This window comes from Devosia pacifica, from assembly GCF_014652635.1.
In the GTDB taxonomy this organism is placed as follows: domain Bacteria; phylum Pseudomonadota; class Alphaproteobacteria; order Rhizobiales; family Devosiaceae; genus Devosia; species Devosia pacifica.
In genome coordinates, this window is record NZ_BMZE01000001.1 from 132,896 (window position 1) to 150,940 (window position 18,045).

Below are 18,045 nucleotides of genomic sequence, written 5' to 3' on the forward strand. Positions count from 1 at the left end.
CGGTGACACTCAAACGGCTAAACCACCCGGTGGCAAGGCGTTTTTGGGACCGTTCGGCACTGGACCGTATAGTTCAGCTTTTGCGATATGTATCAGCAAAACTCCGGCAATTGCGCAAATACCCATTTTATTGACAACGCTAACTGCGCTAGAAGTTCCTAAAACGACGCTGCCAGTGCGGCGCCGAGGTGAGGATAGAGGACATGATGGATAACGCTGGCGGGAACCCGACGAACGGGCAGGGCAACGCACAGAAAAAGCTGCGCTCACGAGCTTGGTTCGATAACCCCGATAACCCCGACATGACCGCGCTTTATCTCGAGCGCTACATGAACTACGGCGTCTCGCGTGAGGAACTGCAATCCGGCAAGCCGATTATCGGCATTGCGCAGACCGGATCCGACCTGTCGCCATGCAATCGCCATCACATGGTCCTCGCCGAGCGTGTGCGTGAAGGCATCCGCGAAGCAGGCGGTATTGCGATCGAATTTCCGGTTCATCCGATCCAGGAAACGGGCAAGCGTCCGACGGCAGGACTTGACCGTAACCTTTCTTATCTCGGCCTCGTGGAAGTGCTCTACGGCTATCCGCTCGATGCGGTCGTGTTGACGGTGGGCTGCGACAAGACCACACCGGCGATGCTGATGGGTGCCGCCACCGTGAACATCCCCGCGATTGCGCTGTCCGTTGGCCCAATGCTCAACGGCTACCACAAGGGTGAGCGCACCGGGTCCGGCACAATCGTGTGGAAAGCACGCCAGATGATGGCAGCGGGTGAGATCGGCTACGAACAGTTCATCGAACTCGTTGCCTCCTCGGCGCCCTCGACCGGCTACTGCAACACGATGGGCACGGCCACGACGATGAATTCGCTTGCCGAAGCACTCGGCATGCAATTGCCGGGTTCGGCTGCGATTCCGGCTCCCTACAGGGATCGCCAGGAAATGGCGTACCGTACCGGCAAGCGCATCGTCGACATGGTGCACGAGGATCTCAAGCCGTCTGACATTCTCACCAAGGAAGCGTTTCTCAACGCCATCGTCGTCAATTCCGCGATAGGCGGTTCGACTAACGCGCCCATCCACATCAATGCCATCGCCCGGCACATCGGCGTCGACCTCAAGATCGAGGAGTGGCAGGAGCACGGCCATAAGGTCCCGTTGCTCGTCAATCTGCAGCCGGCGGGAGAATATCTCGGCGAGGACTACTACCATGCCGGCGGTGTCCCAGCGGTCGTCAATGAGCTGATGAAGCAGGGGCTCATTCACGAGAACGCCCTGACCGTCAACGGTAAGACCATGGGCGACAATTGTCGCGGCCGCGAGATCGAGGACACGCGCGTGATCTTCCCGTTCGAGCAGCCAATGCGCAAGGATGCCGGGTTTGTGGTCTTCAAGGGCAATCTGTTCGACAGCGCTATCATGAAGACCAGCGTGGTCAGCCAGGAGTTCTTCGATCGCTACCTGTCCAACCCCGATGATCCGAACGCCTTCGAAGGCAAGGCCGTGGTCTTCGACGGACCGGAAGACTACCACCACCGGATTGACGATCCGGCCCTCGATATCGACGAAGACACCATGCTGTTCATGCGTGGCGCGGGGCCGGTCGGGTATCCCGGCGCAGCCGAGGTGGTGAACATGCGGCCTCCGGCCTATCTCATCAAGAAGGGCATCCACTCGCTCGCCTGCATCGGAGATGGTCGCCAGTCGGGAACTTCTGGGTCGCCGTCGATTCTAAATGCCTCGCCAGAAGCCGCTTCGGGCGGCAATCTTGCGATCCTGCAGACCGGGGACAGGGTCCGCATCGACCTAAACAAGGGCGAAGCCAACATCCTGATCTCTGATGAGGAAATCGCCACGCGGCGCCAGAAGCTCGAACAGGACGGCGGGTACAAGTTCCCGGCGCACCAGACTCCGTGGCAGGAAATCCAGCGTGGGATCGTCGACCAGTTAGGCGAGGGTGCCGTGTTGCGCCCGGCGGTCAACTATCAACGTATCGCTCAGACCAACGGCGTGCCGCGCGACAACCACTAGCAAATGAGCCGGTCAGCGAGAGACATCACGATGGCCGGCTTCATTGCCTATCCTGATCCGATCTTTCGGCAAAAGGCCGTTCCACGCCCGCCCGACGAGTCCTTGCGGCAGGTCGGGCAGCGCCTGCTTGCCGCAGCGTCAGAGGTCAAAGCCTACGGGCTCGCAGCGGCGCATATCGGCGTCTGTGAACCCGTAATCGTCATGACCTTCTCGAGCGATCCGGAGAAGCGAGACTACCAAATTCTCTATAACCCCCGGGTGACGATGGTCTCCGGCGAGGCGGTTGCCGCGCCTGAGGGGTCGGTATCCTTACCCGGGCTTGAAGCGGAGATTAACCGCCACCCCGTCGCTGAAGTCGAATACGATGATGAAACCGGGGGACGCCACACGGACACCCTTCAGGATTTCGTCGCGCGGGTAGCTCAGCACGAAATCGACCAGGTAAACGGCATCTTCTTTCTGGACAAGCTTTCCCGTCTCAAGCGCGATCGCCTGCTGAAACGCCACGGAATCCGCCGGTGACGCAGCGAACCCCGTGGCAGGTGCGCGGACCCGTCTATTGCGGCATTTGCGGAACAAACACCAGAAACGGCGTCGTCGCAGTCTCGCCGGGCGGAACGTATTCCGGTGCGGGTTCACCCTGGTCTCCAAGCGAGACGATGTACTGATAGAGCGATCGCGACTCGCTTTCAGTCATGTAGTGCAGGTTGAACCAAGGCATCGGTGGTCGGGACTGGATCGTTGCCATGTACTCGACCCAATCATCTTCCGACATGTCACCAGCGACCAGCCGCAGGTTGGCCGCGTATGTGGTGCCCCACGGACCCTGGTAGCCGACAGGGCTGCCGATCAAGGCAACGGACGGATCCAGATCGCCATTTGCTTCGCCAAACCCCGGCGTATGGCAATCGTGACATCCGCCAATACGCGCGATGCGCGAGCCTTCATCAAGAGAAACAGTCTCTTGAGCGGTGGCTGCCCCCGTTAACAACCCAGCAGCCAAAACCAGAATGGTCTTCAGCATTTTGCCCTCCACGCCTGCCAGACGCAGGCGTGTTGAGAGTGCTCCCGTTTAGGCTTTCCGACAACTGGAATCATACGCGGTGCCTTGATCACCAATGCCGGCTTGTCTACATGGGGCTGCAAAACAGGACGGGATTTCATGCGAGCCGAGATCGAAAAGACCATTACCGAAATCAAGCAGGTTCTGACCCTGCTGAGGAGGCATCTTTGACTGGGATACTGCCCAGACGAGACTAGATGCCCTGAACGCTCAGGCTGAATCGCCTGACTTGTGGAACGACCCCGAAAAAGCTCGTGACCTCATGCGCCAGCGCGATGAACTGGATGCCCAGATTACCGCCGTGCATGAGTTGGAGACCGGCATTTCGGATAATGTCGAACTGATCGAACTGGCCGAGGCCGAGGGCGACACGGATGTTGTCAACGAGGCAGAGGCGTCGCTTGGAGAGTTACGCCAGCGCGCGGGCCGTCTGCAGATCGAAACGCTCCTATCGGGTGAGGCCGACAAGAACGATGCTTTCCTGGAAGTTCATTCCGGAGCAGGCGGCACCGAAAGCCAGGATTGGGCAAACATGCTGCTTCGCATGTACACCCGCTGGGCCGAGCAGAGAAAGTTCAAGGTCGAGTCCATCGAGGTACACGATGGCGAAGAAGCCGGCATCAAGTCCGCCACCATCCAGATCAAGGGCCACAACGCCTATGGCTGGCTGAAGACCGAGAGTGGCGTTCACCGGCTGGTGCGGATCAGTCCATACGATTCGGCGGCGCGCCGCCACACCAGCTTCTCCAGCGTATGGGTGTACCCGGTGATCGACGATAACATCGAAATCGAGATCAACGAATCCGAGTGCCGCATTGATACCTATCGCGCCTCTGGCGCTGGTGGGCAGCACGTGAACACGACCGATAGTGCCGTGCGAATTACCCACATCCCGACCGGCATCGTCGTGTCGTGCCAGAACGAACGCAGCCAGCACAAAAACCGTGCGACTGCCTGGACGATGCTGCGCGCGCGCCTCTACGAGATGGAGCTTCAAAAGCGCGAGGAAGCGGCAAGCGCCACCGAAGCTGGCAAGACCGATATCGGCTGGGGACACCAGATACGATCTTACGTCCTGCAGCCATATCAGATGGTCAAGGACCTGCGCACCGGCGTCGAAACCAGCCAGCCGGGACAGGTGCTCGATGGCAGCCTTGATCCGTTCATGGAAGCAGCCTTGGCGCAGCGCGTAGGGCTTGAAAGTGATCAGGCGGAAGCCTGATCACTAGATCACCTGGCTCAATCGGAGCCCGGCGTCCAAGAATTGCTTGGGGTTCATCGGCTTACCGTCTCTGCGCACCTCAAAGTGCAGATGCGGTCCGGTCGATCGGCCCGTCGAGCCGACCTTGCCGATTGGGGACCCGGTTGTGACGCGTTGGCCTTCACGCACCAGAATAGCGGACATGTGTGCGTAGACCGTGGTCAGCTGGGTGCCGGTATGTGCAATTTCCACCACGTTTCCGTAGCCGGAGCGGCGGCCTGCAAAGCTGACGAGACCATCACCGGCGCCAAGAATGGTCGTGCCAGTAGCGGCCGCGAAATCTATGCCGGCATGGAACGCAGATTTACCCGAAAACGGATCGCGGCGATTGCCAAAGTTCGAGCTCTTGCGGAAGCTGCCTGATATCGGCGTGTGGACCGGTGCTGCACTGAGCGCCTGACGCGCAGCCTCGTAGCGCATCAGCGTGCTCATAACCGCGTTCGCATCTCCAACGAGGTCAGCATCCTCCTCTTCCCAGGAAGCGGGAATGAATGGGCCGCCAACGCCGCCAGTCTCCTCCATCGGCAAAACGGTATTGATCCCAAGGCCGTTGAGCTCTTCAACAATCCGGTCTGTTTGTGCAGTGGCAGCGGTGGCTATGCCTGCCATGGCACGGCGGCTGTCGACGAGCATGTCCTGCAACGCGCTGGCCGTCTGTTCGATGTCGCTGCCGTCCCCGGTACGGGGACTGTACGACCCGACGTTGAGCGCGTCGTCCGGTTCGGCTGCCGCAGGCTCAATCCCGAGCGTCCTTGCCCGCCCAGCGAGTGCCCGGACCAACTGATGTTGCTCCACCAATTCCTGCTGCCGATGCGCCAGATCCTGCAACTGCAAATTGATGTCGCCAGTCTGGGCATAGTTCCGCGAGTACAGGCGGTCGACGGCGACCCGCAACTCCGAAATGCGTTCTTCGTAAGCCGAGATAAGCAGTTCGTTTCGCCCGCTAACCAGCCGGGCAATGTCGCTCGACATGAAAAAGCCGACAGCCGTCAAGGCATTTGTCAGCATCAGTGCTCCGACAAGGCCGTAAAAAATGCCGGGCCTTATGCCACCCGCGGGACGTGAGGGTTTCTTTGCTGCGCTCGCTCTGCCCAATGACACGACTCGTACTCTTCAAAACTCAACGCCATGGTCAGTGAAGTGTAACGAGACATGGTTAATACTCTGCAAGCACGCCTCAGGCAGCCCGCAAATGCTGGCGCAGGGCATCCAAGGCGCGCTGCGCGTGGCCCTTTATCCGGCGAGCGGGAATGATGTCGACGATTCGTCCGTCGGCATCGATGAGGAACGTGGTGCGCACCAGCCCCGGGAATTCGCGTCCGTAGAGCTTTTTTGTGCGCCACAGCCCGTAGGCATCGATCGCCGACCGATCCGGATCAGCGAGCAGATCGACCTTTAGAGCATGCTTCTCACTGAACTTTCGGTGATCCTCGACAGTGTCTGGCGAAATGCCCATAAGGTTTGCCCCAAGCGCCCTGAACTGCTGTTGAAGCTCGGAAAACTCCAGGTTTTCCTTTGTGCAGCCTTCCGTATCGTCTTTAGGGTAGAAGAACAGCACCAGTGGTGCGCCTCGGAAATCGTCCAGTCGACGTAACGAACCATGCTGGTCCTTAAGCTCAAAGCCAGGGGCATCGTCGCCAACAGAAGGTTGTTCTATCGTCATCTCAGAACTATCACTCCGCAAACGAGGTCTTAGGGGTGTCGATGCCATATTGCAGCCGGTATCATTGAGCAAGTCAGCGCACCGCGGTTGATTCTCGGAAGCGCCAGACAGCCGACAGCCCGAGCAAGGATACGTGAACGCGTCTGACGTGACCGCCCCTCCAGAAGTACAGCCAAAGGCTCGCCCGCGCCGCACTCGCGCCCAAAAGGCTGCCCGCATTGTCGGGTGGATTGTTGGCGTGCCGGTTGCTCTGTTGGCTCTGCTATACTTGGTTCTGCTCATCACGCCGGTGCCACTGCCGTTCGCGAACAACGCGGCCAAAGCGATGGTCATTTCTGCAATGCCTCCATCTGCCGATCTACGGCTGGGAGATGTAGCGCTTGCGGTAGAGAACGGTGTCGCGCCGGTTATCAGATTTGACGGCGTCTCGCTCAACGACAGTAAGACCGGCGCGCGCATCAGAATGGATGCCTTGGAATTGGGCTTTTCGGCCCTGAGAGCGCTTGTCGGGCAGCCTGGTGCCGTCATCACACTGGTTGGCCCGCGGATTCAGATCGTTCAGGACCTGTTTGGCCCCCGGGCGTCGCGATTCGAATTCGTTACTGATCCGAATGGCGGCGGCACGACAGTGCGCGTCCTCGAAGGTCAGGACGCTTTCCCGCCAATCGGCATTTCAGAGCAGGGAATTGCCGCGCTGGGGGAGCCGCCCGAAGACGGCGAGGTGACGCTGCGCTCGAACAATGACTGGCTGATATACAACCTTCAGTCCAGCGAACAGGGAATGGCCGATTTGCTGCTGCAGGCGGAGATGGGGCGGTTCTCGCGTCTCAGGATTCGAAACGGCACGGTCGGCATGATCGATTCCGTTTACGGCCTTTATCGCCGGTTCGAGGACATTGATCTCGATGTAGCGCCAGCGGCAGTTGGCGATTCGGTGGCTGGCGAGTTTGCCGCAACTGTTGGCGGCCGTCGCATGACCGGCTCGATCTTGCGAACGTTAGAAGGTGAAGATCGCTCGCGGCTCGAAATCGACATGACCAACATGGATTTCGCTTCGATACTGCCTTTCCTCGACGATCCCGCCAGCCTTGTCGCGGTCCGTGGCGCCGGGGCGATTTCGATGGACATCGTTTTCGACACAACCACCAGCCTGCCGCAAACCGGCGATTTCAAACTGGATATGACGGGCCTTGACCTGCGCATTTCCGATGACAGCTTTCCTATTGCCAGCTCGATCCTCGAAGCCAAGTGGTTGCCCGACCGCTCGCGATTTACGCTTTCGCCCGGCAGTGTGACCATCGGAGAGAGCAAGGCTGTCGTATCTGGAATCTTCGCGATGGGTCTCGATGAGGAATTCGGACCGACGATCGCGGTCTCGATGCAAGCGCGGGACGTCTTCATTCAGCCCGATGACATGGAAGCGCAGCTAGAGCCTTTCGACGAGATTACGTTTTCAGGATGGTCGGCGCCGCTTTACGGAGCGCTCGGCATTGATCGCATGGTGGCTCGGCGAGGCGATGGTTTCATGGAAGCGCAGGGCCGCATCGATATGCTGCTCGCCGGGATAGGGATCGATATCGCCCTGAACGGAAAGGACGTGACGGCGGACGATCTAAAACGGCTATGGCCTTATGTCACAGGTACCGAAAGCCGTGACTGGCTGGTTGCCAACATCGCCGGCGGTACAGTTGAGTCGACCAATATGCGTTTCGACTTTCCGGTGGGCGCTATCGCCGTTGACGGTAGCGGAACTGGTCCGTTGCCGGAAGGTTCGATGTCGGTGAACCTCGTGGGCAACGAGGTCCTAGTTCGCCCTATGCCTGAGATGGAGCCATTGGCCCTCGAAGGGCAGATGGTCCTCAACCTGCGCGACAACGAGCTTTCCGTTTCGGCGGCGGGGAGTGACGTGCCGGGAGCAGACGGTGGCTTGGCTGTTTCCCAACCCGCGCTTTACATGGACTATTCCGATCCTGAAGAGACATTGTTTGAGATATCGGGAGACGTCGCCAGCGAGATTCCCCAGCTCGTTGCGATCGCACGGCAATACGCTCCCGAGGCGTTGGCCTCTAATGACCTGCCGGTGCCGCTCGATGCTCTTTCCGGTAGCGTCGACGCCAGCGTTCTCGCCACGATCACGCTTCCGGCCGAGGCAGAGCCGAGAATAGATTATGTCCTCAACGGTAGCGTCAGCGAACTCTCTAGCGAGGCGCCGATTGCCGAACGGCGCATTTCGGACGCCAACCTGACATTTTCCGCTTCTCAGGCGCGGTACCAGGTGACCGGCACCGCGGCTATCGATGGTGTCGAAGCGGACGTCGAAATTACCGGCACGCCGACCTCAGAACCAAGGATACGGCTCGCGGCGGATGTGACCGTGGAGGATCTCGCGGAGTTCGGGTTCGACGCGGGAGATTTTCTGAGCGGCCAAGCTCGCCTGGTTGCACAACCTGGCGACGATGAATCGCTTCAGGTGATCATCGATCTGACACAGGCGGGGCTCGATCTTCATGACCTGGGCATTAGGAAGAACACCGGGGTGCCCGGCACCCTGCGGGCAGTGGTGCGTCAGCAAGATGACGGTGTGCAACTCACTGACGTGGATCTGGCCTTCGCCGACGTTCACCTTGCGGGCGAACTGACTGTGGACGCCGCATCCGGGCTACAGTCTGCGGAGTTTTCGACCTTCCGGTTGAGCGCTGGCGATAGCGCCCGGGCTTCTCTGGCTCCCCAGCAAAATGGCTATGCCCTGACGTTGCAGGGCGCGCAATTTGATCTCAAGCCCATGCTGAGACAGGTGTTCGGGCTTGACCAGGGTGCGGGCGGTGTCGAAACCACGCAATTCGATCAGCGCATCAGCGTCAGAGCAGATCTTGATAGGGCGGTGGGCTTTTACGGGACCACGGCATTCAATGTCGATCTGGCCATGACGCTTTCCGGCTCCGATCTGACCAACGCATCAGTTTCGGCGAGCTTCGGCGAGGGCAACGGGCTCTCTGTCGCCACCAACCCCACGCCGCGCGGACGGGTGATGTCGGTAGCGTTCAACGATGCCGGCACCATCCTGCGATTTATCGGCGTCTACTCTCAGCTTGCGGGTGGCGAGGGCAGTCTGACGCTTAATCGCGACAGGGAGCTCGATATTGAAGCGGGCGAACTGCGCATGCGCGACTTTGCAATCGTCGATGAAAACAATGTCAGCCAGATACTCGGGAACCATGCCGATTCCCGCGAGATGATCGAGGCGCGCAATCGGCTCGACTTCAACAGCGGTCGTGTCACCTTCCAGCGTACAGATGATAGCGTCAGGGTAACCGATGCGGTTCTGAGCGGTGACACGGTCGGTGGCACAATGGAAGGCTATATCTATACTGATCAGCGTCGGTATGACCTAACAGGCACCTATGTGCCGCTATTTGGCCTCAACAATGCCTTCCAGAAAATTCCGCTTTTTGGGCCGCTTCTCGGCGGGCGAGAGGGCGAGGGTCTTGTGGGCGTGACGTTCGCGGTGCGTGGTCCCCTCGATAACCCGCAGTTCCAGATCAATCCGCTTTCAGCGCTTGTGCCTGGCGTATTCCGTGAGTTGTTCGAATTCCGCTCGCAAGGCCAGCAGCAGCAATAGGGAGGCGAGCGCGTCGCCTCCCCGAAGATGCAACTCAGATCAGATCGGCTTCAGCAGCGCGTGACGCTTTTTGCCCACCGACAACTTGATCACGCCCTCTTCCAGCAGAGCATTGTCACCAAGGATGAGTTTGTCGTCATCAATAACCGAGTCATTGACGCGTACGGCGCCGGACTTGACGTGCCGCCGCGCTTCGCCGTTGGAGGCCGCAAGCCCTGCCGAAACTAGCGCAACGAGAATACCCATTCCGTTCGCGAGCTCCGCATGAGTGACCTCTGCCGTCGGCAACGACATGTCGATGGTCCCGGCTTCGAACGTCTGTCGGGCCGTATGCGCTGCTTCTTCCGCTGCTTCGCGGCCGTGGACGATCGCTGTGACTTCCGTGGCTAGGATCTTTTTCGCCTCATTGATCTCGTTGCCGCCAAGAGCTGTAAGGCGTGCGATCTCGCTTAGCGGAAGTCGCGTAAAGATTTTCAACCACTTTTCGACGTCAGCATCTTCGGTATTTCGGAAGTACTGCCAGAAGTCATACGGGCTAAACAGGTCAGCATTGAGCCAGACCGCGCCGGAGGCGGACTTACCCATCTTCTCACCGCTCGATTTTGTCAGAAGCGGGGTGGTAAGCGCATATAGCTGAGGCCCGCCCATGCGGTGGCTCAGATCCACGCCGTTGATGATGTTGCCCCACTGATCGGACCCGCCCATCTGTAGAACGGTGTCATAGCGCCGGTTGAGCTCCACGAAATCGTAGCCCTGCATGATCATGTAGTTGAATTCAAGGAACGACAGAGACTGTTCGCGGTCCAGCCGCAGCTTCACGGAATCGAAGCTGAGCATGCGATTGACGGAGAAATGCCGTCCCACGTCGCGCAAAAACTCGACATAGTTCAGCTTCAGCAGCCAGTCGGCATTGTTGACCATGAGGGCAGGGTTTGAGCCGTCATAGCGAAGGATATTTGCGTAGACCTTCTTGATGCTCTCGATGTTCGAAGCGATCTGCTCGACGGTCAGGAGCTTACGCTGATCGTCGCGAAACGACGGGTCGCCCACCATCGAGGTGCCGCCACCCATCAATGTAATTGCCTTGTGGCCCGTTTCCTGGAGCCAGTAAAGCATGGTGACGCTGATGAGATTTCCAATATGGATACTGGTTGCCGTGGCGTCGTAGCCGACATAGCCGGTGATGGGCCCCGCGGCGGCACGGGCATCGAGGCCCTCAGGGTCGGAGATTTGGTGGATAAAGCCGCGCTCTTCGAGGACGCGGAGAAAATCTGATTTGAACTGGCTCATGCGATCATTCCATGGGCAGGAGGCGCGTCTGGCGCTCAGGACTTGCGGTTTACGCGCCGCAGGCAGTCATGCCCGAAGCGCGTCGTGGGTGATCGCGGAGTATCAGCGTCCGCCGCCGGCGGCGATCTCGGCCCGGCGACGGTCGAGATAGTCCGTGCACCGTTCGGTCAGCTCGTCGATCTTGCCTTCGAAGAAGTGGTTCGCATCCGGCACGATCTGCTGCTCGATCGTGATGCCTTTCTGCGTCTTCAGCTTGTCGACAAGCTTTTGCACTGACGCCGGCGGAGCAACGCGATCCTTATCTCCGTGAATGATCAGTCCGGACGAGGGGCAGGGGGCGAGGAAGGAGAAATCATAGAGGTTCTCTGGCGGGGCCACCGAGATGAAGCCTTCGACCTCTGGCCGGCGCATCAGCAGCTGCATGCCGATCCATGCGCCGAATGATAGCCCGGCAATCCAGCAGCCGCGGCTTTCGCGGTTGTTCAATTGCAGCCAATCGAGCGCCGAAGCGGCATCGGACAATTCACCGACGCCATGATCGAACATTCCCTGAGAGCGGCCAACACCGCGCGAATTGAACCGCAGCACGGCAAAGCCGCGCTTCGCGAACATGTAAAACAGATTGTAGACGATCTGATTGTTCATCGTGCCCCCGAACTGGGGGTGGGGATGCAAAACCACGGCAACCGGTGCGTTGGGTTCCTTGCCTGGCTGGTACCGGCCCTCGATACGTCCGTCGGGTCCGTTAAAAATCACTTCTGGCATCAGTTCGCTTCCATGCTCTGCCGGCTTGACTACGCGCGCTACGCTACCTAAAACGGACTTTGAAATACCAGTTTAGAATTATTCAAAACGGGTTTTCGGACCGTCACGCGGCGGCTTAAGAGCGCTCCTTGTAATGACTCTGGGCGCGAACTTTCAAGATGAGAGTCTGCGGGATTGCGCGGCAGGGTGCCGCGAAACGCAGAATTGGTATTGTCCAGACGCTGGATGCAGGGCGAATGACGCAAGCGGCTATCTACCTGGACCATAATGCGGCGGCACCTTTGCTGCCTGAAGCGCGGGAGGCGATGCTTGCTGCGCTCGAGCTGACGGGCAACCCATCATCCATTCATGCGCACGGGCGCTCCCTGCGCCATCTCATTGAAACCGCACGAAGCCGGGTGGCTGGTGTGTGCGGCGCGGTGCCGGCGCAGGTCGTCTTCACAGCGTCGGCGACCGAAGCGATCACTCAGGCTGTCTGCGGCTCGATCAAGGCATTCGGCGTTGAGCGACTGATTCTAAGCGCTGGCGAACATGCGGCCACAACCAAGGCTGCAGCATCCACCGGCGTGCCGCTCGAAACCATAGCCCTTGATGGTGAGGGACGCATTGAACTGGCTGCTCTGCGTCAGGCTCTTGCCCTAGCCGATGAGGACGGCGTCACTGCTCTGGTCTGCGTGCACTCGGCCAACAACGAGACCGGTGTGGTTCAGCCGATCGGGGGGATCAATTCGCTGGTCGGCCCCACGAGACACTTTCTTTTTGTCGATGCGGTGCAGGCATTGGGGAAGCAAGCACTGGACTTTGCGGCATCGGCTCCCGACATGATGGCGGTGAGCGGTCACAAGATTGGTGGGATCGCGGGCGCCGCGGCGCTCTTGCTCAAATCTCACGCAGATACTGTTCGGCTGATACCGGGTGGTGGACAGGAGCAGGGCCGTCGTGGCGGAACCGAGGCGGTTCCAGCAATCGCGGCGTTCGGTGCTGCAGCCGAAGCGATCGAGGCGAGGTTCGATCTCCTCAGGGTCTCAATGCTGACGAAAAAGCTGGAGGCCGGAATCGAACGGCTTGCGCCTGATACGGTGATCTTCGGGCGCGGTGCAGAGCGTATAGGGAATACTGTCGCATTTGCGGTTCCCGGCGTGAAAAACACGGTAGCGCTCATGGCGCTCGACTTGGCCGGTGTCTCGATCTCATCCGGGTCAGCCTGCTCTTCCGGCAAAGTTGGGCGCAGTCACGTGTTGGACGCTATGGGAGTTGCCCCCGAATTGTCCGAAGGCGCACTTCGCGTGAGCCTGGGCTGGTCGACGACGGACGACGACATTGAAGGATTTCTCGCAGCCTTTTCTACGGTGCTGTCGCGCCGGCGAAAGGCCGCGTAGCTGGAATGAGTGGCGCTCTGCCGAGGTAGAGCAGCAAGGAGAACGCATATGGCGATGCTCGATACACCCACGTTGAAAGAGAACATCGACCAGGAAACGGTCGATAAGGTTCGTGCACTCGACGTCGACAAGTACAAATACGGCTTCGAAACGCTGATCGAATCCGACGTTGCGCCGAAGGGGCTCAACGAAGACATCGTGCGGATGATCTCGGCAAAGAAGGAAGAGCCCGAATGGATGCTGGAATGGCGTCTTGAGGCGTTCCGCCGTTGGCAGACAATGGAAGAGCCGAGTTGGGCGAAGGTCTCCTATCCGAAAATCGACTTCCAGGAGATAAGCTATTACGCGGCGCCGAAGACGACTGCGGGCCCCAAGAGCCTGGCTGAAGTCGATCCCGAACTCTTGGCGACATATGAGAAGCTCGGTATCCCGCTGAAAGAGCAGGAGATCCTAGCGGGCGTCGAAGGTGCAACCGGCGAGACGGCCACCCCCTATGGCGGCAATGTCGCCGTCGATGCGGTGTTCGACTCGGTCTCCGTGGTCACGACCTTCCGCGAGGAGCTTGCGAAGCACGGTATCATCTTCTGCTCGATCTCCGAGGCAGTGCGTGAGCACCCGGAACTGGTGAAGAAGTACCTCGGTTCGGTCGTTCCGGTCACCGACAACTACTATGCGACCCTGAACTCAGCGGTCTTCACCGACGGCTCATTTGTCTTCATCCCCAAGGGCGTCCGCTGCCCGATGGAGCTGTCGACCTATTTCCGTATCAACGAGAAGAACACCGGCCAGTTCGAGCGCACGCTGATCATCGCCGAAGAAGAATCCTACGTCAGCTATCTCGAAGGCTGCACCGCGCCAATGCGCGACGAAAATCAGCTGCATGCGGCTGTGGTCGAGTTGGTGGCGCTCGATGATGCCGAGATCAAGTACTCGACGGTCCAGAATTGGTATCCCGGTGACAAAAACGGCAAGGGCGGCATCTACAACTTCGTGACCAAGCGCGGTGATTGTCGTGGTCATCGCTCGAAAATCTCGTGGACGCAGGTCGAGACCGGCTCTGCGATCACCTGGAAGTATCCAAGCTGCATTCTGCGTGGTGACGAGAGCCGTGGCGAGTTCTACTCGATCGCGATCTCCAACGGCCACCAGCAGATCGATAGCGGCACCAAGATGCGCCATCTCGGCAAGAACACGACGAGCCGCATCATCTCCAAGGGTATTGCCGCAGGCTTTTCGGACAACACCTATCGCGGCCTGGTTTCAGCGCATGCCAAGGCAAAGGGTGCACGAAACTTCACCCAGTGCGACAGTCTGCTGATCGGTGACAAGTGCGGTGCGCATACGGTCCCCTATATCGAGAGCCACAATTCTAGCGCCGTCTTCGAGCATGAAGCGACGACATCGAAGATCTCCGATGACCAGATGTTCTACTGCCAGCAGCGTGGCCTGTCTGAAGAGGAAGCCGTAGCGCTGATCGTTAATGGCTTTGTGCGCGACGTGCTTCAGCAACTGCCGATGGAGTTCATGGTGGAAACCCAAAAGCTGATCTCGATCAGCCTCGAAGGCAGTGTGGGCTAATCACAGCCAACGCCGGCGGCGTTGCCGCCGAAGCGAACATCAAAACTTGATGGGCAAACCCTGGCGCTGCAAGCGACAGGCGGCCCTGGCGAACGACCGGAGAACTCCAGACAATGACAACACCGATCCTCGAAGTCCGTGATCTGCACGTGCGCGTCGAAGACAAGGACATCCTCAAGGGCGTCAATCTCGTCCTGCCCCCTGGCGAAGTTCACGCGATTATGGGCCGCAATGGCTCTGGCAAGTCGACGCTGAGCTACGTTCTAGCGGGCAAGGAAGACTACGAGATCACCGGCGGCGACATTCTGCTGGATGGCGAGAGCATTCTGGAAATGGAGCCCGATGAGCGCGCCGCCGCAGGCCTGTTCCTGGCGTTTCAGTATCCGGTGGAAGTGCCTGGCGTTGCGACTATGACGTTCCTCAAGGCCGCTATCAACGCGCAGCGCAAGGCGCGCGGGGAAGCGGAGGTGACGACGCCGGAATTCATGCGTCTCGTGAAGGATGCAGGCTCGCGTCTCAACATCGATTCCGCCATGCTGAAACGCCCGCTGAACGTCGGGTTCTCCGGCGGTGAGAAGAAGCGCGCCGAAATCCTTCAGATGGAGCTGCTGCAGCCGAAGTTGTGCGTGATGGACGAGACCGATTCCGGGCTCGATATCGATGCGCTGCAGGTTGTGGCGAACGGCGTCAATTCGATGCGCTCCTCCGAGCGTTCGATGCTGGTCATCACGCACTACCAGCGGCTCTTGAATCACATCGTTCCGGATGTGGTTCACGTCTTCTCCGACGGTAAGGTGGTCGAGAGCGGTGACAAATCCCTGGCGCTCGAGCTTGAGGCCAAGGGCTATGCTGCCTATGAAAAGGACGTTGCTTAAACCATGCGTCAAACCATGCCCGTGCGGCTGAGCACCGCCGAAGAAACGCTCATCGAGCAGCTGAAGTCGCTCGGCAACGAGGCTGAGGCCGAACGCATCAGCGTGGCCGGTCTGCCGACACGCCGGGTGGAGAGCTACCACTATACCGACCTCAAGACGCTGCTGAAGGCCATGCCGCCGCTTGCGGCGCCGGCGAACGAAGCCAGTGCGCCCGCATTGCGTGTTCCGGGCGCTTACCAGCTGATGATTGCCAATGGTGCGGTGCAATCTGCAGGTACTGCGCCAGCAGGTGTAATCGTTGAAACGTCTGAAGGCACAAGCCTGTCGACGCGCGACGATGTGCTGGTGCATCTCAATGGTGCGATGGCCAAGCAGAGCCTGAACCTGACCCTTGAAGGAACGGTTGACTGCCCGTTGCAGATCGACCGCCGGATCGAAGGGGCGGCCGCGCACTCCGCAAGTTCCGCACGCGTGTTTGTTGCAGACAACGCCAAGGCCACGATCATCGAGACCTGTTCCGGCTCGAAGGCGGCGCATGTCGGCAACCACGCCAGCTATGTGTCGCTCGGCAAGAACGCGACGTTGACCCACATCACCGTCGATCTTTCGGCCGAAGAGGCAACGCATTTCTCGACCACCGAGTATGAACTCGCGGAAGGCTCGAAGCTAAGGTCGCTTGTAATTCATGCCGGCGCCGATCTCGCGCGTTCGCAGGTTTTTGCGCGGTTTGCGGGCGAGGGCGCACATGCCGACTTCACCGGCCTCAATATGGTCGATGACGGTCAGCACCGCGATATCACGCTCGACGTACATCACGCTGTGCCAAACACGACATCCAAGGAGACGTTCAAGCAGATCGCTCGCGGTCGCTCGAAGGCGGTCTTCCAGGGCCGCATCGTCGTTGCGCGAGATGCCCAGAAGGTCGATGGCAAGATGATGATGCAGGGCCTGATGCTGTCTGACGAGGCGCAGATCCTCTCAAAGCCCGAGCTCGAAATCTATGCCGACGACGTGGTCTGCGGACACGGTTCGACGTGTGGCCACATCGATGAAGTGTCGATGTTCTACCTCATGAGCCGCGGCATTCCTAAAGCCGAGGCGCAAGTGATGCTGGTGCGCGGCTTTCTGGAAGAGCTGATCGAGCCGATCGAAGGTGACGAACTGCGCGAAGCCCTTAATGGCGTTATTGAGGGATGGCTGCAAGGCGGCATCCAATAACAGAACGAGGAGCCTGCGGCCCTGCACATGAGCTTTGACCTCGAAACCGTTCGCGCCGATTTTCCGATCCTCAAGGAGGAGATTCACGGAAAGCGGCTGGTGTATCTCGATAGTGGCGCCTCAGCCCAAAAGCCGGTGCAGGTACTCGATCGCATGGATCATGCGTTCCGGCACGAATACGCCAACGTGCACCGAGGCCTTCACACACTGGCGAACCGGGCAACCGAGGCATACGAAGGCGCGCGCGCCATAGCGCGCGGTTTCCTCAATGCTTCCGAGATCGACGAGATCGTCTTCACGCGCTCTGCGACTGAAGCGATCAATCTCGTGGCATCATCGTTCGTTGCGCCGCAGATCCGTGAAGGTGATGAGATCGTCACGACGATCATGGAGCATCACTCGAACATCGTGCCTTGGCACTTCCTCCGGGAACGCCAGGGCGCGGTGATCAAATGGGTTGATGTTGCCGACGACGGCAGCTTTGATCTCGATGCGTTCGAGGCGGCGTTGAGCGAACGGACACGCTTCGTATCGATCACCCACATGTCCAATGTGTTGGGCACGATCGTTCCTATAAAGCGCGTCATCGAGATCGCGCATGCGCGCGGCATCCCGGTACTGATCGACGGCAGCCAGGGCGCAGTGCACGAAACGGTCGACGTGCAGGCGCTCAATGCCGACTTTTACGTGATGACGGGGCATAAGCTCTACGGACCCACGGGTATCGGCGTGCTCTACGGCAAGCGCGATCTGCTCTCACAGATGCGGCCCTTCCAGGGCGGCGGTGAGATGATCGAAACGGTGACGACAGATGAGGTCACCTACAATGATCCACCGCATCGCTTTGAAGCCGGAACACCGCCGATTGTTCAGGCAATAGGGCTCGGCTCGGCACTCGACTACATGACGACCCTCGGCCGCGATGCAATTGCACAGCACGAGCACGAGGTTGCCGAATATGCCGAAGAGCGTCTGCGGCGCATCAACGCGCTGCGCCTGCTCGGCACTGCAGCTGGCAGAGGCGGCATCTTCTCGTTTGAAATCGAAGGCGCTCACGCCCACGATGTCGCGACGATCCTCGACAGGTACGGGATAGCCGTACGTGCCGGAACGCATTGCGCCATGCCGTTGCTCTCACGTTTCGGCGCGACCTCTACATGTCGCGCCTCATTCGCACTATATAACGGCAAGGATGACGTCGACGTGCTTGTCGATGGCATCGAGCGCGCCCAGAAATTTTTCGCCTGACGCAAAGGTCGACTTTATGAGCGACACAACTGAAGCATCCATCGCGAACGCCG

The 18,045-nt window shown here is 59.4% G+C and carries 14 protein-coding genes; 9 read left to right on the forward strand and 5 right to left on the reverse strand.

Annotated features, from left to right (window positions below; genetic code table 11):
- The first annotated feature begins 206 nt into the window (after positions 1-206).
- Positions 207-2,033 (forward strand): IlvD/Edd family dehydratase, encoded by a 1,827-nt coding sequence (locus IE127_RS00650; protein ID WP_189424598.1) that lies wholly within the window; start codon positions 207-209, stop codon positions 2,031-2,033.
- Positions 2,034-2,063: 30 nt separating this feature from the next.
- A complete protein-coding gene (locus tag IE127_RS00655) occupies positions 2,064-2,555 on the forward strand; it encodes a peptide deformylase (RefSeq protein WP_189422451.1) in 492 nt (163 codons plus the stop codon).
- Positions 2,556-2,589: 34 nt separating this feature from the next.
- Here IE127_RS00655 and IE127_RS00660 read toward each other — a convergent pair whose 3' ends face one another.
- Positions 2,590-3,057 (reverse strand): cytochrome C, encoded by a 468-nt coding sequence (locus tag IE127_RS00660; RefSeq protein ID WP_189422452.1) that lies wholly within the window; start codon positions 3,055-3,057, stop codon positions 2,590-2,592.
- Positions 3,058-3,195: 138 nt separating this feature from the next.
- On the opposite strand from IE127_RS00660, the gene prfB reads away from it, so the two are divergent.
- A protein-coding gene (gene prfB, locus IE127_RS00665) for a peptide chain release factor 2 (RefSeq protein WP_189422453.1) occupies positions 3,196-4,318 on the forward strand; the annotation gives its coding sequence in 2 pieces (ribosomal slippage) (positions 3,196-3,264 and positions 3,266-4,318; 1,122 coding nt in all).
- A gap of 3 nt (positions 4,319-4,321) precedes the next feature.
- Here prfB and IE127_RS00670 read toward each other — a convergent pair.
- Positions 4,322-5,365, reverse strand: coding sequence for a M23 family metallopeptidase (locus IE127_RS00670; RefSeq protein ID WP_189422455.1), 1,044 nt, complete (start codon positions 5,363-5,365; stop codon positions 4,322-4,324).
- A gap of 169 nt (positions 5,366-5,534) precedes the next feature.
- Entirely contained in the window at positions 5,535-6,020 is a 486-nt protein-coding gene (locus IE127_RS00675; RefSeq protein ID WP_189422457.1) for a peroxiredoxin, read from the reverse strand.
- 133 nt (positions 6,021-6,153) lie between these two features.
- Between IE127_RS00675 and IE127_RS00680 the strand changes: the two genes are divergently transcribed.
- A complete protein-coding gene (locus IE127_RS00680) occupies positions 6,154-9,639 on the forward strand; it encodes an AsmA-like C-terminal domain-containing protein (protein ID WP_189422459.1) in 3,486 nt (1,161 codons plus the stop codon).
- A gap of 39 nt (positions 9,640-9,678) precedes the next feature.
- Here the strand turns inward: IE127_RS00680 and tyrS are convergent, their stop codons facing one another.
- Both tyrS and IE127_RS00690 read right to left on the reverse strand, forming a co-directional pair.
- Positions 9,679-10,929: a tyrosine--tRNA ligase gene (gene tyrS / locus IE127_RS00685; RefSeq protein WP_189422461.1), complete on the reverse strand. Its 1,251-nt coding sequence runs from the start codon at positions 10,927-10,929 to the stop codon at positions 9,679-9,681.
- Between the two features lie 102 nt (positions 10,930-11,031).
- On the reverse strand, positions 11,032-11,694 hold the full coding sequence (locus tag IE127_RS00690; RefSeq protein ID WP_189422463.1) for an alpha/beta hydrolase: 663 nt from the start codon (positions 11,692-11,694) through the stop codon (positions 11,032-11,034).
- Between the two features lie 236 nt (positions 11,695-11,930).
- Here IE127_RS00690 and IE127_RS00695 point away from each other — a divergent pair, with 236 nt between their 5' ends.
- From IE127_RS00695 to IE127_RS00715, 5 genes are all read left to right on the forward strand, one after another.
- Positions 11,931-13,073 (forward strand): cysteine desulfurase family protein, encoded by a 1,143-nt coding sequence (locus IE127_RS00695; RefSeq protein WP_189422465.1) that lies wholly within the window; start codon positions 11,931-11,933, stop codon positions 13,071-13,073.
- Between the two features lie 48 nt (positions 13,074-13,121).
- Positions 13,122-14,651, forward strand: coding sequence for a Fe-S cluster assembly protein SufB (gene sufB, locus IE127_RS00700; RefSeq protein ID WP_189422466.1), 1,530 nt, complete (start codon positions 13,122-13,124; stop codon positions 14,649-14,651).
- 113 nt (positions 14,652-14,764) lie between these two features.
- A complete protein-coding gene (sufC, locus tag IE127_RS00705; protein ID WP_189422467.1) occupies positions 14,765-15,526 on the forward strand; it encodes a Fe-S cluster assembly ATPase SufC in 762 nt (253 codons plus the stop codon).
- Positions 15,527-15,529: 3 nt separating this feature from the next.
- Entirely contained in the window at positions 15,530-16,744 is a 1,215-nt protein-coding gene (gene sufD / locus IE127_RS00710; RefSeq protein ID WP_189422468.1) for a Fe-S cluster assembly protein SufD, read from the forward strand.
- 27 nt (positions 16,745-16,771) lie between these two features.
- The gene (locus IE127_RS00715; RefSeq protein ID WP_189422470.1) at positions 16,772-17,992 is read left to right on the forward strand and encodes a cysteine desulfurase; all 1,221 of its coding nucleotides are present in this window, start codon (positions 16,772-16,774) and stop codon (positions 17,990-17,992) included.
- Positions 17,993-18,045 lie beyond the last annotated feature (53 nt).